This window comes from Stenotrophomonas sp. Steno-Z10-BAI (assembly GCF_056393115.1).
On sequence record NZ_JBWJOZ010000004.1, the window covers coordinates 173,737 to 193,510 of the forward strand.

Here is a 19,774-nt window from a genome sequence, read left to right on the forward strand (position 1 = left end):
CCGGCCATTGTTGTGCTGAAGCCGGCCGCGGGGTCGGCTTTTTTCATGGCGCGTCGCGTGCCGGGGTGTGCCGGCGTCAGCCGAACCAGCGCTGGAACAGATCCACCGTATAGCCCACCAGCTGACCCGAACTGACGCCGAAGAACAGCACGGCGGCGACCGCGCCGATCCAGTTGAGCAGCATCAGCACGCCATCGCGTTCCAGCAGTGCCAACGCGAACAGCAGCAGCTGGAAGCCGAACAGATAATTGGTGAGCGGGATCGGCAGCGACAGCAGCACGCCGATCAGGATCAGCAGCAGCCCGGTGAACGCATGCGCAGGCAGCGGTACCAGCAGGCCGGGCATCCGCGGCTTGAGCAGGCGGTCCAGCCGCCGCAGCGGACGGTCGATCCGCTCCAGGAACCGATGCATGGTGCCGCGCTTGGGTCCGCGGTTGCGGATGAAGCCGGGCAGCCAGGGGCGGCGCATGCCGCACAGCATCTGCGCGCCGATCAGCACCACCAGCGGTCCACTGACTGCACCGCCCAGCCCGGGGATCGGGATGAAGGCCGGCAGGATCGCCACGAACAGGAACACACCGAACGCGCTCTGCTGCAGATCCTGCAGGATCTGGCCGAGCAGCAGCCGTTGCTCCGGGTCACCGTGGTCGAACATCGCCAGCAGGGTACGGATACCCTCGTTGCGGTACTGCGGCCGCGTCGGGTCCGGCGGCGTCGGCTCAGCCGGTGATGTCATCGGTTTCGTCTTCGCTCAGGGTGCGCAGCAGCAGCTTGTCGACACGGGCACCGTCGAGATCGACGATCTCGATGCGCCAGCCGGCCCAATCGAAGTACTCGCCCGCATGCGGGATGCGGCCGAAATAGTGGATGCACATGCCGGCCAGCGTGTAGTAGTCGCCATCATCGGCATCGGGCAGCTCGGCGTTGCCCATCAGTTCGCGCAGGTCTTCGATGGAGAGCGAGCCATCGACCAGGAACGAGCCGTCCTCACGGGTCACGACCAACGCGTCCTCGTCCACGTTCTCCACCGACTGCAGGCGGCCGACCACCGCGCCCATCAGGTCGCTGATGGTGACCAGGCCCTGGATTTCGCCGTATTCGTCCACCACCAGCGCCATCGACTGCTGTTCCTCGCGGAAGATCTCCAGCAGCTTCATCGCATGGGTGGATTCGGAGACGTACAGTGGCTCGCGCAGGTTCTGGAACAGCGAATGGTCATCGCGCACCAGGCGCGTCACCAGGCTCTTGACCTCCAGCACACCGACGATGTCCTGATCGTTGCCGCGGAACACCGGGTAACGCGAGAATTCGTTCTCGCGCATGGTCCCGATGTTCTTCTCCGGCTCGGCCAGTGTGTCCAGCCAGGCGATCCGGTTGCGCGGGGTCATCAGGCTGTCGGCGGTGCGGTCGCCCAGGCGCATGACGCGGTTCATCATGTCGCGCTCATGGGCGTCGATCACGCCGGCCTCGTGGCTCTCGGCCACCAGCATGCGGATCTCCTCTTCCGTCACCGAGGCCGATTCGTCCTTGCCCAGGCCCAGCACGCGCAGCACCAGCCGGGTCGAGTGGGACAGCAGCCAGACGCCGGGCGCGGCAATCCTCGCCAGCCAGCTCATGGGCAGCGCCACCAGGCCGGCGATGTCCTCCGAACGGGTCAGCGCCAGCCGCTTGGGCACCAGTTCGCCGAAGATCAGCGTCAGGAAGGTGATCAGGGCCACGGCCAGGGTCTTGCCGACCACGCCGGAATAGGCGAACGCCGGGAACATGCCCTGCAGCCACTCGGCGATGGTCAGGCCGATCGCCTCGCCACCGAACAGGCCGGTCAGGATGCCGATCAGGGTGATCCCGATCTGGACCGTGGACAGGAAGTTCTCGGGCTTCTCGGAGAGCGCCAGGGCACGCTCGGCGCGCTTGCTGGAACCTGCCATCTGCTTCAGCCGGCTCTTGCGCGAGGTCATGACCGACATCTCGGACATGGCGAAGAAACCGTTCAGCAGGATCAGGGCGAGGACAATAATCAGTTCAAACACGGGCGGCTTCCCCGGTTGGTGGCAGGGAGGGCGTGTTCAAGCGATGTCGGCTACCGGAGGGCGCGTAAGCGCGGCGGTGCGGCGGGGGGTAAGGGTCGTCGTCCATAGAGTGCACCCGAAGGTGCCCGCGCATCTTAACAAAAGGCCGGGGCAGGGGTGCAAACAGAGTCGTTCAGACGGGGCCGTCCCGGCGTGAAGAAGGGGGGGAGTACCCGGAACAGACATCAAACCGTCATAATTCCGCCCGGTGCCGTCCTTCCTCGACGGCGAATAGGTTTCTCAATGTTCTCTCTGCAGACCATTTTTGGCTCCGGCAAACAGTTCTATACCCTGCTGGACGAGGCTGCCCAGGCCGCCCAGGACAGTTCCAAGGCGCTGCACTCCATGCTGCGCGAAGCGGACCGCCAGCCGGCGCTGGACGCCTTCAAGCTGGCCCGCCTGCGCGAGCGCGCGGCCTCGGACAAGATCAGCCAGGCGCTGGTCGACAGCTTCATGACCCCGATCGAGCGCGAAGACATCGAAGCGCTGGGCTCGGCGCTGTACAAGATTCCCAAGCAGATCGAGAAGTTCGCCGATCGCTACTCGCTGGCCACCCAGCATCTGGAACACATCGATTTCGCGCCGCGCGCGGCGATGCTGGAACAGGCTGCCAGCGTGGTGGTGGAGATGGTCAATGACCTGCGCCACATGAACCTGGACCGGATGACCGCGCTCAACGAGAAGCTGCGTTCGCTGGAAAACGAAGCCGACCGTCTGATGCTCGAGCTGTACCGCGACATCTACTCCGGCCGCCTGGACAGCCTGCAGATGTTCCTGCTCAAGGAATTCTTCGAGATCCTGGAAAAGGCCATCGATCGTTGCCGCGAGGCCGGCGTGGTGGCGTACCAGATCGTCTTGAAGAACAGCTGACGGACGCCACAGCATGCTGACCCTTGTCCTGGTGGTGATCCTGGCCGCGCTCGTTTTCGAGTTCATCAACGGCTTCCACGACACCGCCAACTCCATCGCCACCGTGGTGGCGACCAAAGTGCTCTCGCCCGGCTGGGCGGTGATGCTCGCCGCGTTCATGAACTTGATCGGCGCGCTGACCGGCACCGCCGTCGCGCTGACCATCGCTTCGGGGCTGCTCAACACCAACGTGGTCGATGTGACCCCGCAGGTGATCCTGTGTGCGCTGCTGGGCGGCATCATCTGGAACCTGATCACGTGGTGGAAGGGGCTGCCGTCCTCGTCCTCGCACGCCCTGATCGGCGGCCTGTGCGGCGCCGGCCTGGCCGCTGCCCACAACAACTGGGATGCCCTGATCTGGTCCGAGCGGATCGGCACCTGGGCCCAGAACAAGGGCCTGCTGTGGAAGGTGTTCCTGCCGATGATCACCTCGCCGATCGCCGGCTTCCTGCTCGGCATCGCGGTGATGCTGCTGCTGTGGGGCATGATCGCGGGCATGGCGAAGATCGGTGGCTTCCTGGGCCGTTTGGCCCGCCCGCGCATCGTCAACGCGTTCTTCGGCAAGGCCCAGATCGTGTCGGCGGCCTACATGGGCTTTGCCCACGGCCACAACGATGCGCAGAAGACCATGGGCATCATCGCCATGACCCTGATCGGTGCCGAGGCAACCGGTGCGCTGAACGACCTGCCGTCCTGGCTGGCCTTCATGCACCCGGACGCGACCGCCGGTGACGGCATCGCGATGTGGATCGTGCTGACCTGCGCCGTGGTGATGGCCGCCGGTACCGCATCGGGTGGCTGGAAGATCATCAAGACGTTGGGCCACAAGATGGTCAAGCTGCACCCGATCCACGGCTTCGCCGCGGAAACGAGCTCGGCCACGATCCTGACCGTGGCAGCGCACTTCGGCATGCCGGTCTCGACCACCCACAGCATCTCCACCGCGATCATGGGCGTGGGCTTCGCCAAGAACCCGCGTTCCCTGCGCTTCGGCGTGATCGAACGCATCGTGTGGGCCTGGATCCTGACCATCCCGGCTGCCGGCGGGTGTGCGTACCTGATCCTGCGTCTGTTCGAACTGTTCGGCTGGGCCTGATCGGTCCACGCGGTTGAACATCGAAAAGCCCGCCGGAAGGCGGGCTTTTTCGTGGAGCAAGGCGGATGCCAGGGCCGGAATGGCCGGCGGTGTTTCCGGGCACGGTCACCCCGCCGCTGCGCTGCCTGGCCCCTGCCACTCCCGTGCCAGCAGCCCATACACGGTCGAATCGGATACCTCGCCGGCGACCCGCCAGCGCTCCCGCAGCAGCCCCTCGCGCTGGAAGCCGAGCCGCGCCAGCACCTTTGCCGAGGGGGCGTTGCGCGTGTCGATCTCCGCTTCCAGACGCCGCAGGCGCAGCACGTCGAACAGGTACGCCACGAACCGTGACAACGCCTCGTGCATGTAGCCCTTGCCCTGTGCCGACGGGGCAAGGTGATAGCCGATCTCCGCGCGCCTGGCGGTTTCGTCGATCGCGAACACCACTACGATGCCCAGCAGCGGCCCGTCCGCACGTTCACGGATCGCCAGTTTGAGCTGCGTGCCGGCATCGATCGCGGCCAGATCGTCGAGGATCTGCACGTAGGCCTGTTTGAGGTCGGTCCACGCCGGGTGGTTCCAGTAGCGCATCACCGCACGGTCGGCCTGGATCGCAAACAACGCCTGGGCGTCTGTCGCGCGGATGGGCGTCAGCACCAGGCGCGCGCTCTCCAGTTGCAGGGTGGGATCGAACGGCATGGGGGTTCCCCTGATGGTGATGCGGCCAAGGTAGCCGCTCCTACCGCTTGCATCCATGCCTGGCGTGCTTCCGCGCCAAGAAAAAACCCGCCGGAAGGCGGGTTTTTCCAGTGTCACAACCGGTCGGTCAGACCTCCAGTGAAGCCAGGTCGCCCTTCTTTTCCAGCCAGCCCTTGCGGTCGCTGGCGCGCTTCTTGGCCAGCAGCATGTCCATCAGCGAATGGGTCTGCTCGCCGTCATCGATGGTCAGCTGCACCAGGCGGCGCGTGTCGGGATGGATGGTGGACTCACGCAGCTGCTGCGGGTTCATTTCACCCAGGCCCTTGAAGCGGGTCACGCTGATCTGGCCCTTGATCTTCTCGCGCTCGATCTTGTCCAGCATCGTGCGCTTCTCTTCCTCGTCCAGGGCGTAGAACACCTGCTTGCCCACGTCGACACGGAACAGCGGCGGCATCGCCACGAACACGTGGCCGGCATCCACCAGCGCCGGGAAATGCTTGAGGAACAGCGCGGTCAGCAGGGTCGCGATGTGCAGGCCGTCCGAGTCGGCGTCGGCCAGGATGACGACCTTGCCGTAACGCAGCCCGGCGATGTCGTCCTTGCCCGGGTCGCAGCCGATCGCGATGGCCAGGTTGTGGACTTCTTCGGAGGCCAGCACGCTGCCCGAGGACACTTCCCAGGTGTTGAGGATCTTGCCGCGCAGCGGCAGGATCGCCTGGAAGTCCTTGTCACGGGCCTGCTTGGCGCTGCCACCGGCGGAGTCGCCTTCGACCAGGAACAGCTCGGTGCGCGACAGGTCCTGGCTGATGCAGTCGGCCAGCTTGCCGGGCAGGGCAGGGCCCTGGGTGACCTTCTTGCGGGTCACCAGCTTCTCGGTCTTCAAACGCGCACTGGCGCGCTCGATCGCCAGCTGCGCGATCTGCTCGCCCAATGCGACGTTCTGGTTGAGCAGCAGGCTGAAGGCATCGTGCGCGGCGCCTTCGACGAACCCGGCGGCCTGGCGCGAGGACAGGCGTTCCTTGGTCTGGCCGCTGAACTGCGGGTCGGTCATCTTCAGCGACAGCACGAACGACACGCGGTCCCAGACATCTTCCGGGGCCAGCTTGACGCCGCGCGGCAGCAGGTTGCGGAAGTCGCAGAACTCGCGCAGCGCCTCGGTCAGGCCGGTGCGCAGGCCGTTGGCGTGGGTGCCGTGCTGGGCGGTCGGGATCAGGTTGACGTAGCTTTCCTGGACCAGCTCGCCTTCGGGAATCCAGGCCAGGGCCCAGTCCACGATCTCGTTTTCTTTCTTGAGGTGACCCACGAACAGGTCGGCCGGCAGCATCTCGCGCTCGCCGAGTTCGGCCTTGAGGTAATCGCTCAGGCCATCTTCGTAGTACCAGGTGTCCTGCTCGCCGGTGGCTTCATCGAGAAGCTTCACGGTCAGGCCCGGGCACAGCACGGCCTTGGCGCGCAGCAGGTGACGCAGCGCACGCAGGTTGTACTTGGGCGTATCGAAGTACTTCGGGTCGGCCCAGAAGCGCACGCGGGTACCGGTGTTCTTCTTGCCGACACTGCCGACCACTTCCAGCGGGGTGGCGCGGTCGCCGTTGCGGAAGGTGATGCGGTGTTCGCTCCCCTCGCGCTTGATGTGCACTTCCACCAGGGTGGACAACGCGTTGACCACGCTGACGCCAACGCCATGCAGGCCGCCGGAGAAGGTGTAGTTCTTGTTGTTGAACTTGCCGCCCGCGTGCAGGCGGGTCAGGATCAGTTCGACGCCGGGGATCTTCTCCTCGGGGTGGATGTCCACGGGCATGCCGCGGCCGTCATCGCTGACTTCGCAGCTGCCGTCCTTGAACAGCGTGACTTCGACCGTGTGGGCGTGTCCGGCCAAGGCTTCGTCGACGGCATTGTCGATGACTTCCTGCGCCAGATGGTTCGGGCGCGCGGTGTCGGTGTACATGCCGGGGCGGCGCTTGACCGGGTCCAGGCCGGACAGGACTTCAATATCGGCGGCGTTATAGCGGGCGTTCATCTGTCTTCATAAAGCGCAATGCGACGGCGAAGTTTGCGGTCTGGACGGGTTTTTTGCACGCCACACGTTCAGGGGGCGGCCGACCGGGGCGCGATAGACTGTGCTGGATGGGAAACCGGAGCCTCCGGCGCCCCATTCCATGCCTTACCGCGAGGAGCACCCCATGAAGAAGTTGCTGACCATCGTTGCCATCGCCGCCGCCGTGGTGGCCGTGCCCATGGCACTGGCCCAGAACGCCGGACAGGGCCAGCCCACGCCGCAGCAGGGCGAACAGGCCGACAAGGCCCAGGCGGAAGCGGACGCCAAGGCCAAGCGCCGCGCCGCCGCCACGGCCGAAATGAAGGCCAAGGGCGAGCAGGCCCCGCAGAAGGAAGAAGAGGAAGAAGCGCGGAAGAAGCGATAAGCGCTTCGCGCTGACGCTTCCCCACGGTTTGCGCGGCAAACCGTGGGCCCCGCTCACCCTCTCCTCCACATCCCCGCGCCTGTCGGCGCGCCCCCTTGAACTCCAAGGGGGCTCTCCACCCGAGAGACCTGGGGAGCTGAAAAAGTAGTCAACATGAGCCCCGGTATCGCGCCGGGGCTCTTCTTTTTATGTGAAGACCGTCATCCGCCCCTTGGGCTGGAGGCCGTCAATCTGTAAACTATGGCTTTCCGGGAGTAGTGCGTGTCATCCATCAGCGAATGGACTGGCCTGATCGTGCGCGATCGCCAGCAGGGTAGGCAGGAGGTGACGGTCCAGACAGTGGCCGGCACGGCTGACCCGACGTCGCTGACCCACTCCCGCACCGTATCCCCCCTGATCCCGGTCCTGGCGCGTGAAGACGCCGCCGCCAGCCGGATCGTTCCGATTTTCCCCTTTACGTCGTCCGTCGCCCCGCGCGCCGGCGCCGTTTCCCCCTTCCTGACAGGACACCCCCAGCCATGACTCCCTTGATCTTCGTAACCGGCGGCGTAGTGTCCTCGCTCGGCAAAGGCATTGCCGCCGCGTCGCTTGCCGCCATCCTCGAGGCCCGCGGCCTGCGGGTGACGATGATGAAGCTCGATCCGTACATCAACGTCGACCCGGGCACCATGAGCCCGTTCCAGCACGGTGAGGTCTACGTCACCGATGACGGCGCCGAGACCGATCTGGACCTGGGCCATTACGAGCGCTTCGTGCGCACCCGCCTGAGCCGCAAGAACTCGGTCACCACCGGCCGCATCTACGAGAACGTGATCCGCAAGGAGCGCCGCGGCGATTACCTGGGTGCCACCGTGCAGGTCATCCCGCACATCACCGATGAAATCCGCCGTTGCATGGACGAGGCCACCGAAGGCTTCGACGTGGCGCTGGTGGAGATCGGCGGCACTGTGGGCGATATCGAGTCGCTGCCGTTCCTGGAGGCGATCCGCCAGGTGCGCACCGAGCGCGGCCCGGAGAAAGCGCTGTTCATGCACCTGACCCTGGTGCCGTACATCGCCGCTGCCGGCGAGCTGAAGACCAAGCCGACCCAGCACTCGGTCAAGGAACTGCGCTCGATCGGCATCCAGCCGGACGTGCTGCTGTGCCGTTCCGAGCAGGTGGTGCCGGATTCGGAGCGCCGCAAGATCGCCCAGTTCACCAACGTCTCCGAGCGCGCCGTGATCAGCGTGCCGGACGTGGACGTGCTGTACCGCATTCCGATGGGCCTGCACGCGCAGGGCCTGGACGACATCGTCGTCAACCAGCTCAAGCTCGGCGACAAGGCCGGCCCGGTCGATCTGGCCGAGTGGGAAGCGGCGGTGGATGCCACGCTGCACCCGCTGGATGAGGTCACCATCGCGGTGGTCGGCAAGTATGTCGATCATCAGGATGCCTACAAGTCGGTTGGCGAGGCGCTCAAGCACGGTGGCCTACGCCAGCGCACCAAGGTCAACCTGAAGTGGCTCGAAGCACAGGAGCTGGAAGACAGCGACCTGGCCGCACTCAAGGATGTCGACGGCATCCTGGTGCCGGGCGGCTTCGGCGACCGTGGCTTCGAAGGCAAGGTGCTGAGCTCGCAGTTCGCCCGTGAGCACAACGTGCCGTACTTCGGCATCTGCTACGGCATGCAGGCCGCGGTGGTCGATTTCGCCCGCCATGTGGCCGGCCTGGAAGGTGCCAACAGCACCGAGAACGACCGCCAGTCGCCGAACCCGGTGATCGGCCTGATCACCGAATGGCGCACCGCCACCGGCGATGTGGAAAAGCGCGACGACAAGAGCGATCTGGGCGGCACCATGCGCCTGGGCCTGCAGGAACAGCGCCTGAAGCCGGGCACGCTGGCCCGCGAGCTGTACGGCAAGGATGTGGTTTCCGAGCGTCATCGCCACCGTTACGAGTTCAACAACCGCTACCGCACCCAGCTGGAAGACGCGGGCCTGGTGATCGCCGGCAAGTCGATGGACGACACCCTGGTGGAAGTCATCGAGCTGCCGCGCGACCAGCACCCGTGGTTCCTGGCCTGCCAGGCGCACCCGGAGTTCCTGTCCACCCCGCGCGAAGGCCACCCGCTGTTCATCGGCTTCATCCGTGCCGCGCGCGAGCGCAAGGCCGGTGCCAAGCTGGCGCAGGACGCAGCCGCCTGATCGGCACGCCGCACTTGCAGTGGGGGCCGCGTGCCCCCATTGCAGAGCGCTAATCACCCACGGCGGCTGGCCTGGCCAGTGTTCGCCGGACAACAAGGAAACGCCATGAAACTGTGTGGATTCGACGTCGGGCTGGACCAGCCCCTGTTCCTGATCGCCGGCCCGTGTGTGATCGAGTCGATGCAGCTGCAGCTGGACGTGGCTGGCAAGTTGAAGGAAATCACCGATCGCCTCGGCATCAACTTCATCTTCAAGTCGAGCTTCGACAAGGCCAACCGCACCTCGGGCACCGCCTTCCGCGGCCCGGGCATGGAAGAGGGCCTGAAGGTCCTGGCCGAAGTGAAGAAGCAGATCGGCGTGCCGGTCCTGACCGACGTGCACGAATACACCCCGATGGACGAAGTGGCCTCGGTGGTGGACGTGCTGCAGACCCCGGCCTTCCTGGTCCGCCAGACCGATTTCATCACCAAGGTGTGCGCCACCGGCAAGCCGGTCAACATCAAGAAGGGTCAGTTCCTGTCCCCGTGGGACATGAAACCTGTCGTGGAGAAGGCCAAGGCCACCGGCAACCAGGACATCATGGTCTGCGAGCGCGGTGCCAGCTTCGGCTACAACAACCTGGTCAGCGACATGCGTTCGCTGTCGGTGATGCGCGATACCGGGTGCCCGGTCGTGTTCGACGCCACCCATTCGGTGCAGCTGCCGGGCGGGCAGGGCAACAGCTCCGGTGGCCAGCGCGAGTTCGTGCCGGTGCTGGCGCGTGCGGCGGTCGCTGTCGGTGTGTCCGGCCTGTTCGCCGAGACCCACCCGGATCCGTCCAAGGCGCTGTCCGATGGCCCCAACGCGTGGCCGCTGGACCGCATGGAGGAGCTGCTTGAAACCCTGATGGAACTCGACGCGGTCACCAAGAAGCACGGGTTCTCGCGCTTCGCATGACAGGCGACGTTCCGGCGTCACCTGCGGTGCGCCGCGGCTGGCGTGGCTGGGCCTGGGGCTGGGTCGCGCTGGGTGCGGCGATCATGGCCTGGGGCGGTGTGTTCGTGCTGGTGCTGTTGGTGTTCGCCAGCGTCGGCTCGCCCGGTGACGGTGACAACGCGCTGCGCTCGGTGCGGCCGTTGCTGCTGGTCACGCTGTCACTGACCGGCACCGTTGCGCTGGCCTGCGTGACCGCCAGTGTGCTGGCGTTCCGGCTGCGCCGGCAACCGGCCGGCGGCGGCGTGGCGCTGGCCCTGTTGGCTTTGTTGCTGCTGGTGTTGTTGATCCCGTCGCTGACCTCGCGCCACACCAGCGTGGCCGGGGTGCTGCCTGCCGCTACGCCGATTTGGCAAGTGGCGGGTGTGCAGGGATAATCACGCGGCATGTTTTTTTTGGCGCTGCGTTGGCGGCGCCTCCCCCTCTCTGACTGGTAACCGGCCCGCTATGACCACGATCCGCAGCATCCACGCCCGTGAAATCCTCGACAGCCGTGGCAACCCCACGCTGGAAGCCGAAGTCATCCTCGAGGACGGCTCGTTCGGTCGTGCCGCGGTGCCGTCGGGCGCCTCGACCGGCACCAAGGAAGCCGTGGAACTGCGTGACGGCGACAAGACCCGTTACCTGGGCAAGGGCGTGCGCAACGCCGTGTCCAACGTCAACACCACGATTGCCACGGCGCTGAAGGGCTTCGATGCCGCCGACCAGGAAGGCCTCGACCGCCGCCTGATCGATCTGGACGGCACCGAGAACAAGGGCCGCCTGGGCGCGAACGCGCTGCTGGGGGTTTCGCTGGCCAACGCCCACGCCGTGGCCGCCTCGAAGAAGCAGGCGCTGTGGCAGCACCTGGCCAACGGCCGCGACGTCACCCTGCCGGTGCCGATGATGAACATCATCAACGGCGGCGCGCATGCCGACAACAACGTCGATTTCCAGGAATTCATGGTGCTGCCGGTCGGCTTCACCTCGTTCTCCGAGTCGCTGCGTGCCGGTACCGAAATCTTCCACTCGCTCAAGTCGGTGCTCAAGGGCCACGGCCTGAGCACGGCGGTGGGCGACGAAGGCGGCTTCGCACCGGACTTCCGCAGCAACGTCGAAGCGCTGGACACCATCCTGGAAGCCATCGGCAAGGCCGGCTACACCGCCGGTGAAGATGTGCTGCTGGGCCTGGACGTGGCCTCCAGCGAGTTCTACGAGAACGGCAAGTACAACCTGGTCGGCGAGAACAAGCGCCTGACCTCCGAGCAGTTCGTCGACTTCCTGGCCGACTGGGCCGCGCAGTACCCGATCGTGACCATCGAAGACGGCCTGGCCGAGAACGACTGGGCCGGCTGGAAGCTGCTGACCGACCGCATCGGCAACAAGGTGCAGCTGGTGGGCGACGATCTGTTCGTCACCAACCCGAAGATCTTCAAGGAAGGCATCGAGTCCGGCACCGCCAACGCGATCCTGATCAAGGTCAACCAGATCGGCACCCTGACCGAGACCCTGGAAGCGATCGCCATGGCGCACGCGGCCAACTACGCCTCGATCGTCTCGCACCGTTCGGGCGAAACCGAAGACACCACCATCGCCGACATCGCCGTGGCCACCACCGCCACCCAGATCAAGACCGGCTCGCTGTGCCGCAGTGATCGCGTGGCCAAGTACAACCAGCTGCTGCGTATCGAGGAAGCCCTCGGTGCCGGCGCGCGTTACGCCGGTCGTGACGCGTTCGTGTCGCTGAAGCGCTGATCCCATGCGCGACTGGCGCTGGCTGCTGCTGGTGCTCGCGCTGCTGCTCGGATGGCTGCAGTACCGCTTCTGGTTTGGGCCGGGCAACTCGGGCGAAGTGATGATGCTTGAGGCCCAGGTCGAGAACCAGAAGCGGGACAACGCCGGCCTGCAGCAGCGCAATGATGCGCTCGCTGCCGAGGTCAAGGACCTCAAGGAAGGCGAGGCCGCCATCGAAGAACGCGCGCGCAGCGAGCTGGGCATGATCAAGCCCGGCGAGAAGTTCTACCGCGTGGTCGAAGACGCGCCGGTGCCGCCACCGCGAGCGCCGACGGCCGTCACCGATCCGGATGCGCCGCACCAGGATGTGCCCTGATGGCGGGCATCTGGGCGGTGGTTCCCGCTGCTGGCCGTGGCACCCGCTTCGGCGGGCCCACGCCCAAGCAGTATCTGCTGGCCGGCGACCGCGTGTTGCTGGCCCACACCCTCGAGGCGCTGCTCTCGCACCCGGTCGTGGCCGGAGTGATGGTGGTGGTCGCCGAGAACGACGCCGACTGGCCGGGCTGGCAGTCACTGGCGGACAAACCCATTCTGACCTGCATCGGCGGCGCCACCCGCGCCGGCTCGGTGCTGGCCGGCCTGCATGCGTTGCCCGATGACGTGCGCGCGGACGATTTCGTGCTGGTGCACGACGCCGCACGCCCGAACCTGGCCGCTGCCGATCTCGGTCGCCTGCTGGAAGTCGGCCGTGCCGACCCGGTCGGCGCGATCCTGGCCGCGCCCGTGCGCGATACGCTCAAGCGTGCCGGCGATGACGGTGGTATCGATGCCACCGAGCCGCGTGAACGCCTGTGGCGTGCGCTGACCCCGCAGCTGTTCCGCCGCTACCAGTTGGCGCGCGCGCTGCAGGACGCGGCCGATGCCGGCGTGGCCGTCACTGACGAAGCCATGGCCATGGAGCGCCAGGGGCTGCGCCCGCTGCTGGTGGAAGGCAGCGAAGACAACTTCAAGGTCACCACGCCGGCTGACCTGTCCCGTTTCGAATTCGTGTTGTCGCGTCGCGAACCCTGACGTCCGCGCGCGCCACACCCAACCGCAGGTTCTTGCAATGACCACGCCCCAGTTTCCTCCCTTCCGCATCGGACAGGGCTACGACGTCCATGCCTTTGGCGAGGGCGATCACATCATGCTCGGCGGCATCCGCGTCGCGCACAGCTGCGGCGTGCTCGCGCACAGCGATGGCGACGTGATCCTGCACGCCCTGTGCGATGCCATGCTCGGTGCGCTGGCACTGGGCGACATCGGCGTGCATTTCCCGCCGACCGACATGCGCTGGAAAGGCGCGGACAGCGCGCACCTGCTGGATCATTGCAACGGGCTGCTGCGCGGGCGCGGCTGGCAGGTCGGCAACACCGATATCACCGTGATCTGCGAGCGGCCCAAGGTCGGTCCGCATGCGCTGGCCATGCGCGAGCGCATCGCCACGGTGCTGGGCATCGCGCTGGACTGCGTGAGCGTGAAGGCCACCACGTCGGAGAAGCTGGGCTTCACCGGCCGCAGCGAGGGCATCGCCGCCCAGGCCAGCGTGCTGTTGGTGGCGCTGTGATCCCGTTGCCGCTGGCGTTCGGCGCGCCGCTGCTCAGCGCGAAGATCCGCACCACGCCCGAGGATTTCCAGGTGGACGAACTGCCGGCGTTCGAGCCGAGCGGTGAGGGCGAGCACCTGTTGCTGACGATCCGCAAGCGCGGGGCGAACACCGTGCACGTGGCCAAGGTGCTGGCCAGGTGGGCTGGCCTGCCGGACATGGCGGTCAGCTACGCGGGCATGAAGGATCGCCACGCGGTCACCACGCAGCGCTTCAGCGTGCACCTGCCCAAGCGCGTGGCGCCGGATCCGGCGCTGCTGGCTTCGGACGAGATCGAGGTGGTCGAGTCGACCTGGCACAACCGCAAGCTGCAGCGCGGTGCGCTGGCTGGCAACCGCTTCAAGCTGGTGCTGCGCGATGTGCGCGGCGATGCCGCGGCCATCGAAGAGCGCCTGTCCCATATCGCCTCGCGCGGTCTGCCGAACTGGTTCGGTGAGCAGCGCTTCGGCCGCGACGGCGGCAACGTACCGGCCGCGCTGGCCATGTTCGGCGGCCGCCGCATGCGGCCCGATCAGCGCTCGCTGCTGCTCTCGGCCGCGCGCTCGGCACTGTTCAACCAGGTGCTGGCGGCGCGCGTGGAGCAGGGCAACTGGGACACGCCGCTGGAGGGCGAAGTCTGGATGCTCGATGGCAGCCGCAGTGTGTTCGGCCCGGAGCCGTGGACGGATCTGCTGGCCGATCGCCTTGGCCGCTTCGACATCCACCCCAGCGGCCCGTTGTGGGGCGAAGGTGAGCTGCGCAGCACCGGCGCCGCCGCCGAACTGGAACTGGGCGCGGTCGCGGATGAGCAATCGCTCGCGCTGCGCGCCGGCCTGGAAAGCGCTCGCCTGAAGCAGGAGCGCCGTGCGCTGCGCCTGCGCCCGGCCATGCTGCAACACCAGTGGCTGGCCGCGGATGTGCTGGAACTGAGCTTCGCGCTGCCACCGGGCTGCTATGCCACCGCGGTGCTGCATGAGCTGGGACCGGTGGAAGACGCCAGCCAGGCCACACCGGAGGCGTAGAGCCACGCCATGCGGGTGTGCGGGTGGCTACCGGTTTGCCAGCAGCACCAGTACCGCGCCCGTCCCACCTTGGCCGGCGGGCGCGGAATGAAACGCCAGCACGTCGTTGCGCAGGCGCAGCAGGCGATCGACCAGATTCTTCAGCACCGGCGCACCCCCGTCGGACTGCAGCCCCTTGCCGTGGATGATGCGCACGCAGCCGTACTCATGCGCGTGCGCCTCCGCCAGGAACTGCCGGACCAGCGCCTCGGCCTGGGCCACGGTTGCACCATGCAGGTCCAGTTCGTCCTGCACGGAGTACTGGCCGCGCTTGAGTCGCTGGAACATCCGCGGCGGCAGGTTCTCTCGCCGGTAGCTGGCCGTATCCCCAGCCTCCAGGGGGCTGCTGTCGCGCAGCAGCCGGGCGAATTCCCCGCGGGCGCCCTGTTCATCCTGCTCGGCCATCCGCGCGCGCGGCTTCGGCCGTGGCGTGGCCGGCGGCGGCGTGACCACCTTGCGCAGCGGTTTGACCTCGCCGATGGCGGCGCGGAACAACGCGGCAGGATCTTCGTCTTCAGGATGTGACATGCGTACAGCCTAATGGGCGGGGAGGGCGATGCCTACCGTTATCGGGGTAGGACGATCTGTCCGCTTGCGGCACAATAGCGGACGCACTTGCGCGGTCGTCATGCTCCGGAAGGGGCACGGCCACCGCCGCCAACAGTGGGAAGTGATGGAATCGAAGTCTTGAAAAATCAAGCGGTTAAATCGCAGATGCGGATTCTGGTCAGCAACGACGACGGTGTCGATGCGCCGGGCATCAAGATGCTCGCCACGGGTTTACGTGACGCCGGTCATGAAGTGACCGTGGTCGCCCCCGATCGTGATCGCTCCGGCGCCAGTAATTCGCTGACCCTGGACCTGCCGATCCGCATGAAGCGCATCGACCACTACACCTGCTCGGTGGCCGGCACCCCGACCGACTGCGTGCATCTGGCCCTGACCGGCATGCTCGAGTACGAACCGGACATGGTGGTATCGGGCATCAACAACGCCGCCAATCTCGGCGACGACGTCATCTACTCCGGTACCGTCTCGGCGGCGATGGAAGGGCGCTTCCTCGGCCTGCCCGCAGTGGCGATGTCGCTGGTCACGCACAACCACGAGCCGCGCAACTTCGATACCGCCGCCCGCGCGGCGGTCGAGATCGTTACCCGGCTCAAGGCCGACCCGCTGCCCGCCGACACCATCCTCAACGTCAACGTGCCGGATCTGCCGTGGAGCGAGGTCCGTGGGTTCGAAGTGACCCGCTTGGGCAACCGCCACCGCGCCGAAGGCTGCATTGCCCAGCGCGATCCGCGCGGCAATGAGGTGTTCTGGATCGGCCCGGCCGGGCGCGAGCAGGATTCCGGCCCCGGCACCGATTTCCACGCGGTCCGCAACGGCTACATCTCGATCACCCCGATCCAGGTCGATCTCACCCGTTACCAGGCATTGGAGAAAGTGGCCAGCTGGGTTGCCGGGTTGACCGACGCGCTGGACCGGCCGGCATGACCCCGCGCCTGCGCCTGCAGCCCGAAGCCGTCGGCATCGGCATGACCTCGCAGCGGGTCCGCGATCGCCTGGTGGATCGCCTGCGCGATGCCGGCATCGCCGACGAAGCCACTCTCAATGCCATCCGCGTGGTGCCGCGCCATCTGTTCATCGATGAAGCGCTGGCGTCACGTGCCTACGAAGACACCGCGCTGCCGATCGGGCACGGGCAGACCATTTCCCAGCCCTGGGTGGTCGCGCGCATGACCGAAGCGGTGCTGCAGGCGGCGCCGAAGAAAGTGCTGGAAGTCGGCACCGGCTCGGGCTACCAGGCCGCCGTGCTGGGCGCGATCGGGCTGGAGGTGTACACGGTCGAGCGCATCGGTGATCTGCTGCGCCAGGCGCGCAAGCGCTTCCGTGCGCTGGGCATGAACATCCGCAGCAAGCACGATGATGGCCGCATCGGCTGGGCCGAACACGGTCCTTACGATGCGATCGTGGTGACCGCGGCCGCACCGGCGCTGGTGGACGCACTGGTCGAACAGCTTGCCGTGGGTGGCCGCCTGGTCGCGCCGGTCGGCGGCCCGGGCGCGCAGTCGCTGATCCAGTTGACCCGTCGCGATGACGGCAGTGTTGAACAGCAGGTACTGGCACCGGTCACGTTCGTACCGCTGCTGTCTGGCATGCTGGACTGATTCCAAGGAGCGTTGCGTCATGAAGATTTTTGGTCCGCTGTACGAGCGGGCAATGAAGTGGGCCGCGCATGAGCGCGCCCCGACCTATCTGACGGTGTTGAGCTTCATCGAGGCGATCATCTTCCCGGTGATGCCCGAGGTGATGCTCGCCCCGATGTGCGTGGCCCAGCCCAAGCGCGGCTGGTGGTTCGCCACGCTCAGCCTGGCCGGTTCGATGGCCGGTGCGCTGGTCGGCTATGCGCTGGGCCACTTCGCCTTCGAAGCGCTCAAGCCGGTGTTCGCCGCGCTGGGCATGTTGACCAGCATCGAAGGTGGCATCGCCATCGTGCAGGCCAAGATGGCCGAGTCGCCCTGGGCGGTGTTCACCTTCCTGGTGCTGGGCGGCTTCATGCCGATCCCGATGAAGGTCTTCACATGGGCATCGGGTATCGTCGGCGTGCCGTTGCCGCAGTATTTCCTGAGCATGTTGATCGGCCGTGGCAAGCGCGTGTACGTGCTGGCGGCGGTCATTCGTATTGGCGGGCCGCGCGCGGAAGCTGCGCTGCGCCGTTGGATTGAACCGCTGGGCTGGATCGCGACCGCGTTGGTGGTCGTGCTGGTGGCCTGGCTTGTATGGAGAGCGAAGTTCGCATGAGTGCTGATCGTTTGAGCAAGGGAGTGCGCAGCGGCGCGCTGCTGCTGGTGGTGTCGGCGCTGAGCGCCTGTGGCACCGCCACCGTGGTGCGGCCCTCGGGCTCGGGCGGTGTGGCCCACAGCACGCCGCAGAGTTCGGTGGCCAAACCCGGCCAGACCGCCGTCGTCCGCCGTGGCGACACGCTGTATGCGCTGGCCCGCATCCACAACATCACCCCGCGCGATCTGGCCGCCTGGAACGGGTTGGCCGAGCCGTACACGATCTATCCGGGGCAGTCGCTGCGCCTGTACCCGGGCGGCAGCGGCGGCAGCCCGGGCCGCGCCCCGACCACCGTGGTGACCGCGCCGCGCCCGGGTGGCACAGCGCCGGCCGCTACGCCGGCGCCGACCACGGCGATCAAGAGCAACATCAGCTGGCGCTGGCCGGCCGATGGCGCGATCGTCGGGCGCTTCGTCGCCGGTGAAGCGACCAAGCAGGGCGTGGACATTGCCGGCACCAGTGGCCAGCCGGTCCGGGCGACGGCCGCCGGCGTGGTGGTGTACTCCGGTGCCGGCCTGGTCGGTTTCGGTGAGTTGATCATCATCAAGCACAGCGACCAGTGGTTGTCGGCGTATGGTCACAACCGCAAGCGCCTGGTCAATGAAGGCCAGAGCGTGAAGGCCGGCGAGCAGATCGCGGAGATGGGCCGCACCGGCGCCGCACGCGACATGCTGCACTTCGAGATCCGCTACAACGGCAAGCCGGTCGACCCGCTGCTGTACCTGCCGCCGAAGTAAGCACGAAAAAGGCCGCCTCAAGGGCGGCCTTTTCTGAACGGAAATCCCGGTCTCACCCCTTCAGGATGAACGCCGCGGCCACCTTGCGCCCCTCGCTGGCGAGGATGTTGAAGGTTCGCGCCGCCGCCGGGTTGTTCATCACTTCCAGGCCGATCCCACGGGTCAGGCAGGCGGCCATGACTGCCGCCGGCGGGAACACCTGGGTATCGCCCGTACCCAGTACCACCAGCGCGGGGTTCAGCGCCAGCACCGGCTGCAGGTCTTCCGGGGTCAGCAAGGCAATATCGGCCACCGGCCACGCTTCGATCAGCGTGTCCGGAGCCAGGATGAAACTGGCGGCCAGGGTCCGGTCATTCACTTTCGCACTGCGGCCATCGGCGGCGCGCAGGGCGTAGGCGTAGTCGGGGATTTCGTGGCTCAGCTGCATAAGCGTTCCGGGATCAGCCGCGCGGCAGGACGATCTGGCGCTGTTCCTTGCTCGGGCGGTACAGCACGGCCACGTGGCCGATACGCTGCACCAGCGCGCTTTCGCTGGCACTGACCAGCTCGGCGATGAGGGCGTCACGGGCCTCGCGGTCTTCGGCGGCAACCTTGACCTTGATCAGCTCGTGGCGCTCCAGCACCTCTTCCAGTTCAGCCAGGAAGGCCGGTGTCACCCCCTTGCCGCCGATCTGGAGCAGGGCTTTCAGATCATGCGCGTGGCCGCGGAGGAAACGGGTTTGGGAAGAAGTCAGGGCGATAGCCATTCAGGAACAAGCGGTTAACTGGGGCGATCAGGGTATCATGACCTCCCCATCCGACCCGCATCTCAATGGCAACCCGTAGCAAAAGCAGTCAACGCTGGTTGAAAGAGCACTTCGCCGACCCCTTCGTGAAGAAGGCCCAGGCCGAGGGCATGCGCTCGCGTGCGGCCTACAAGCTGGAGGAGTTGCTGCAGCGCGATCGGCTGCTGAAGCCGCACATGGTCGTGGTCGATCTGGGCGCCGCCCCGGGTGGCTGGTCCCAGCAGGTCCGCCGCCAGATCGGCGATACCGGCCGGGTGCTGGCCTTGGACATCCTGGAGATGCCGCCGCTGGCCGGCGTGGAGTTCCTTCACGGTGACTTCAGGGAACAAGCCGTCCTATCGGAGTTCGAAGCCATGCTGGGGGATCAGCCGGTAGACCTTGTGCTCTCGGATATGGCCCCCAATAAGAGTGGAATGGATGCGGTGGACCAACCGCGGATGATGCACCTGGCGGAGTTGGCGTTGGATTTTGCCGACAACCATCTCAAGCCCGGTGGCGCGTTCCTGATCAAGCTGTTCCAGGGCGTGGGCTTTGACGACTACGTGCGCGAAATGCGCCGCCGGTACGACAAAGTAGTGATCCGCAAGCCTGAAGCCTCCCGGAAGCGCTCGCCCGAGGTGTACGCCTTGGGGCAGGGAAAACGCGCGCAGATCAAGTAAGCTCAACCATACGAATCGCGTCAGGAA

Annotated in this window: 24 protein-coding genes; 17 read left to right on the plus strand and 7 right to left on the minus strand. The window is 66.5% G+C overall.

The genetic code is table 11. The features are described 5' to 3' along the window. Positions 1 to 76: 76 nt before the first annotated feature. Together AC06E9_RS12000 and AC06E9_RS12005 are read right to left on the minus strand one after the other, a co-directional pair. Positions 77 to 736, minus strand: coding sequence for an exopolysaccharide biosynthesis protein (locus AC06E9_RS12000; protein WP_121041739.1), 660 nt, complete (start codon positions 734 to 736; stop codon positions 77 to 79). Next, the gene (locus AC06E9_RS12005; RefSeq protein WP_121041741.1) at positions 720 to 2,030 is read right to left on the minus strand and encodes a hemolysin family protein; all 1,311 of its coding nucleotides are present in this window, start codon (positions 2,028 to 2,030) and stop codon (positions 720 to 722) included. Before AC06E9_RS12005 ends, AC06E9_RS12000 begins: the two co-directional genes overlap by 17 nt. A 282-nt stretch (positions 2,031 to 2,312) precedes the next feature. Here AC06E9_RS12005 and AC06E9_RS12010 point away from each other — a divergent pair, with 282 nt between their 5' ends. Then, entirely contained in the window at positions 2,313 to 2,939 is a 627-nt protein-coding gene (locus tag AC06E9_RS12010) for a DUF47 domain-containing protein (protein ID WP_121041743.1), read from the plus strand. Between the two features lie 13 nt (positions 2,940 to 2,952). Then, on the plus strand, positions 2,953 to 4,074 hold the full coding sequence (locus AC06E9_RS12015; RefSeq protein ID WP_121041745.1) for an inorganic phosphate transporter: 1,122 nt from the start codon (positions 2,953 to 2,955) through the stop codon (positions 4,072 to 4,074). Positions 4,075 to 4,179: 105 nt separating this feature from the next. On the opposite strand, the gene AC06E9_RS12020 is transcribed toward AC06E9_RS12015, so the two are convergent. Further along, entirely contained in the window at positions 4,180 to 4,752 is a 573-nt protein-coding gene (locus tag AC06E9_RS12020; protein WP_478056130.1) for a GNAT family N-acetyltransferase, read from the minus strand. A gap of 127 nt (positions 4,753 to 4,879) precedes the next feature. Next, positions 4,880 to 6,769 carry a DNA topoisomerase IV subunit B gene (gene parE, locus AC06E9_RS12025; RefSeq protein ID WP_121041749.1) on the minus strand — a complete coding sequence of 630 codons (1,890 nt, stop codon included), beginning with the start codon at positions 6,767 to 6,769 and terminating at the stop codon, positions 4,880 to 4,882. A 163-nt stretch (positions 6,770 to 6,932) separates the two neighbouring features. Between parE and AC06E9_RS12030 the strand changes: the two genes are divergently transcribed. From AC06E9_RS12030 to truD, 10 genes are all read left to right on the plus strand, one after another. Continuing rightward, positions 6,933 to 7,172: a hypothetical protein gene (locus tag AC06E9_RS12030; protein ID WP_088433184.1), complete on the plus strand. Its 240-nt coding sequence runs from the start codon at positions 6,933 to 6,935 to the stop codon at positions 7,170 to 7,172. Positions 7,173 to 7,433: 261 nt separating this feature from the next. Next, the gene (locus AC06E9_RS12035) at positions 7,434 to 7,694 is read left to right on the plus strand and encodes a hypothetical protein (protein WP_121041751.1); all 261 of its coding nucleotides are present in this window, start codon (positions 7,434 to 7,436) and stop codon (positions 7,692 to 7,694) included. Then, positions 7,691 to 9,355, plus strand: a complete 1,665-nt coding sequence (locus AC06E9_RS12040; protein WP_478049800.1) for a CTP synthase — start codon at positions 7,691 to 7,693, stop codon at positions 9,353 to 9,355. The genes AC06E9_RS12035 and AC06E9_RS12040 overlap by 4 nt, the downstream gene beginning before the upstream one ends. A gap of 105 nt (positions 9,356 to 9,460) precedes the next feature. Continuing rightward, on the plus strand, positions 9,461 to 10,291 hold the full coding sequence (gene kdsA / locus AC06E9_RS12045) for a 3-deoxy-8-phosphooctulonate synthase (RefSeq protein WP_088433181.1): 831 nt from the start codon (positions 9,461 to 9,463) through the stop codon (positions 10,289 to 10,291). Further along, positions 10,288 to 10,704, plus strand: coding sequence for a hypothetical protein (locus AC06E9_RS12050; RefSeq protein WP_282260786.1), 417 nt, complete (start codon positions 10,288 to 10,290; stop codon positions 10,702 to 10,704). The genes kdsA and AC06E9_RS12050 overlap by 4 nt, the downstream gene beginning before the upstream one ends. A gap of 70 nt (positions 10,705 to 10,774) precedes the next feature. After that, the gene (gene eno / locus AC06E9_RS12055) at positions 10,775 to 12,061 is read left to right on the plus strand and encodes a phosphopyruvate hydratase (protein WP_121041757.1); all 1,287 of its coding nucleotides are present in this window, start codon (positions 10,775 to 10,777) and stop codon (positions 12,059 to 12,061) included. Between the two features lie 4 nt (positions 12,062 to 12,065). Next, the gene (gene ftsB / locus AC06E9_RS12060) at positions 12,066 to 12,416 is read left to right on the plus strand and encodes a cell division protein FtsB (RefSeq protein ID WP_121041759.1); all 351 of its coding nucleotides are present in this window, start codon (positions 12,066 to 12,068) and stop codon (positions 12,414 to 12,416) included. After that, positions 12,413 to 13,111 (plus strand): 2-C-methyl-D-erythritol 4-phosphate cytidylyltransferase, encoded by a 699-nt coding sequence (gene ispD, locus AC06E9_RS12065; RefSeq protein ID WP_121041761.1) that lies wholly within the window; start codon positions 12,413 to 12,415, stop codon positions 13,109 to 13,111. Before ftsB ends, ispD begins: the two co-directional genes overlap by 4 nt. A gap of 37 nt (positions 13,112 to 13,148) precedes the next feature. Continuing rightward, positions 13,149 to 13,646 carry a 2-C-methyl-D-erythritol 2,4-cyclodiphosphate synthase gene (gene ispF / locus AC06E9_RS12070; RefSeq protein WP_121041764.1) on the plus strand — a complete coding sequence of 166 codons (498 nt, stop codon included), beginning with the start codon at positions 13,149 to 13,151 and terminating at the stop codon, positions 13,644 to 13,646. Next, positions 13,643 to 14,686 (plus strand): tRNA pseudouridine(13) synthase TruD, encoded by a 1,044-nt coding sequence (gene truD / locus AC06E9_RS12075; protein ID WP_121041766.1) that lies wholly within the window; start codon positions 13,643 to 13,645, stop codon positions 14,684 to 14,686. Before ispF ends, truD begins: the two co-directional genes overlap by 4 nt. Before the next feature lie 27 nt (positions 14,687 to 14,713). Here truD and AC06E9_RS12080 read toward each other — a convergent pair whose 3' ends face one another. After that, positions 14,714 to 15,253: a Smr/MutS family protein gene (locus AC06E9_RS12080; protein ID WP_478056131.1), complete on the minus strand. Its 540-nt coding sequence runs from the start codon at positions 15,251 to 15,253 to the stop codon at positions 14,714 to 14,716. A gap of 186 nt (positions 15,254 to 15,439) precedes the next feature. Between AC06E9_RS12080 and surE the strand changes: the two genes are divergently transcribed. Genes surE through AC06E9_RS12100 form a run of 4 tightly spaced genes read left to right on the plus strand, consistent with a single transcriptional unit; the run spans position 15,440 to position 18,303 of the window. After that, positions 15,440 to 16,219 carry a 5'/3'-nucleotidase SurE gene (surE, locus tag AC06E9_RS12085; protein WP_121041770.1) on the plus strand — a complete coding sequence of 260 codons (780 nt, stop codon included), beginning with the start codon at positions 15,440 to 15,442 and terminating at the stop codon, positions 16,217 to 16,219. Next, positions 16,216 to 16,893: a protein-L-isoaspartate(D-aspartate) O-methyltransferase gene (locus AC06E9_RS12090; protein ID WP_478056132.1), complete on the plus strand. Its 678-nt coding sequence runs from the start codon at positions 16,216 to 16,218 to the stop codon at positions 16,891 to 16,893. The genes surE and AC06E9_RS12090 overlap by 4 nt, the downstream gene beginning before the upstream one ends. 19 nt (positions 16,894 to 16,912) lie before the next feature. Beyond that, positions 16,913 to 17,527 carry a YqaA family protein gene (locus AC06E9_RS12095; RefSeq protein ID WP_121041774.1) on the plus strand — a complete coding sequence of 205 codons (615 nt, stop codon included), beginning with the start codon at positions 16,913 to 16,915 and terminating at the stop codon, positions 17,525 to 17,527. Further along, a complete protein-coding gene (locus AC06E9_RS12100; protein ID WP_121041776.1) occupies positions 17,524 to 18,303 on the plus strand; it encodes a peptidoglycan DD-metalloendopeptidase family protein in 780 nt (259 codons plus the stop codon). Before AC06E9_RS12095 ends, AC06E9_RS12100 begins: the two co-directional genes overlap by 4 nt. Before the next feature lie 52 nt (positions 18,304 to 18,355). On the opposite strand, the gene AC06E9_RS12105 is transcribed toward AC06E9_RS12100, so the two are convergent. Both AC06E9_RS12105 and yhbY read right to left on the minus strand, forming a co-directional pair. Then, positions 18,356 to 18,730 (minus strand): Mth938-like domain-containing protein, encoded by a 375-nt coding sequence (locus tag AC06E9_RS12105; RefSeq protein ID WP_121041778.1) that lies wholly within the window; start codon positions 18,728 to 18,730, stop codon positions 18,356 to 18,358. A gap of 13 nt (positions 18,731 to 18,743) precedes the next feature. Continuing rightward, positions 18,744 to 19,049 carry a ribosome assembly RNA-binding protein YhbY gene (yhbY, locus tag AC06E9_RS12110; RefSeq protein ID WP_019183325.1) on the minus strand — a complete coding sequence of 102 codons (306 nt, stop codon included), beginning with the start codon at positions 19,047 to 19,049 and terminating at the stop codon, positions 18,744 to 18,746. Between the two features lie 65 nt (positions 19,050 to 19,114). Here yhbY and rlmE point away from each other — a divergent pair, with 65 nt between their 5' ends. Continuing rightward, the gene (gene rlmE / locus AC06E9_RS12115; protein WP_121041780.1) at positions 19,115 to 19,747 is read left to right on the plus strand and encodes a 23S rRNA (uridine(2552)-2'-O)-methyltransferase RlmE; all 633 of its coding nucleotides are present in this window, start codon (positions 19,115 to 19,117) and stop codon (positions 19,745 to 19,747) included. The last annotated feature ends 27 nt before the right edge of the window (positions 19,748 to 19,774 follow it).

Excerpts from the sequence above, each read along its gene's own strand:
- eno (WP_121041757.1), top strand. The coding sequence starts at position 10,775 with ATGACCACGATCCGCAGCATCCACGCCCGTGAAATCCTCGACAGCCGT.
- AC06E9_RS12030 (WP_088433184.1), top strand. The coding sequence starts at position 6,933 with ATGAAGAAGTTGCTGACCATCGTTGCCATCGCCGCCGCCGTGGTGGCC.
- AC06E9_RS12010 (WP_121041743.1), top strand. The coding sequence starts at position 2,313 with ATGTTCTCTCTGCAGACCATTTTTGGCTCCGGCAAACAGTTCTATACC.
- AC06E9_RS12080 (WP_478056131.1), bottom strand. The coding sequence starts at position 15,253 with ATGTCACATCCTGAAGACGAAGATCCTGCCGCGTTGTTCCGCGCCGCC.
- AC06E9_RS12000 (WP_121041739.1), bottom strand. The coding sequence starts at position 736 with ATGACATCACCGGCTGAGCCGACGCCGCCGGACCCGACGCGGCCGCAG.
- AC06E9_RS12100 (WP_121041776.1), top strand. The coding sequence starts at position 17,524 with ATGAGTGCTGATCGTTTGAGCAAGGGAGTGCGCAGCGGCGCGCTGCTG.
- ftsB (WP_121041759.1), top strand. The coding sequence starts at position 12,066 with ATGCGCGACTGGCGCTGGCTGCTGCTGGTGCTCGCGCTGCTGCTCGGA.
- AC06E9_RS12020 (WP_478056130.1), bottom strand. The coding sequence starts at position 4,752 with ATGCCGTTCGATCCCACCCTGCAACTGGAGAGCGCGCGCCTGGTGCTG.
- AC06E9_RS12040 (WP_478049800.1), top strand. The coding sequence starts at position 7,691 with ATGACTCCCTTGATCTTCGTAACCGGCGGCGTAGTGTCCTCGCTCGGC.
- yhbY (WP_019183325.1), bottom strand. The coding sequence starts at position 19,049 with ATGGCTATCGCCCTGACTTCTTCCCAAACCCGTTTCCTCCGCGGCCAC.
- AC06E9_RS12105 (WP_121041778.1), bottom strand. The coding sequence starts at position 18,730 with ATGCAGCTGAGCCACGAAATCCCCGACTACGCCTACGCCCTGCGCGCC.
- rlmE (WP_121041780.1), top strand. The coding sequence starts at position 19,115 with ATGGCAACCCGTAGCAAAAGCAGTCAACGCTGGTTGAAAGAGCACTTC.
- ispF (WP_121041764.1), top strand. The coding sequence starts at position 13,149 with ATGACCACGCCCCAGTTTCCTCCCTTCCGCATCGGACAGGGCTACGAC.
- kdsA (WP_088433181.1), top strand. The coding sequence starts at position 9,461 with ATGAAACTGTGTGGATTCGACGTCGGGCTGGACCAGCCCCTGTTCCTG.
- AC06E9_RS12015 (WP_121041745.1), top strand. The coding sequence starts at position 2,953 with ATGCTGACCCTTGTCCTGGTGGTGATCCTGGCCGCGCTCGTTTTCGAG.
- AC06E9_RS12095 (WP_121041774.1), top strand. The coding sequence starts at position 16,913 with ATGAAGATTTTTGGTCCGCTGTACGAGCGGGCAATGAAGTGGGCCGCG.
- surE (WP_121041770.1), top strand. The coding sequence starts at position 15,440 with ATGCGGATTCTGGTCAGCAACGACGACGGTGTCGATGCGCCGGGCATC.
- parE (WP_121041749.1), bottom strand. The coding sequence starts at position 6,769 with ATGAACGCCCGCTATAACGCCGCCGATATTGAAGTCCTGTCCGGCCTG.
- AC06E9_RS12090 (WP_478056132.1), top strand. The coding sequence starts at position 16,216 with ATGACCCCGCGCCTGCGCCTGCAGCCCGAAGCCGTCGGCATCGGCATG.
- AC06E9_RS12050 (WP_282260786.1), top strand. The coding sequence starts at position 10,288 with ATGACAGGCGACGTTCCGGCGTCACCTGCGGTGCGCCGCGGCTGGCGT.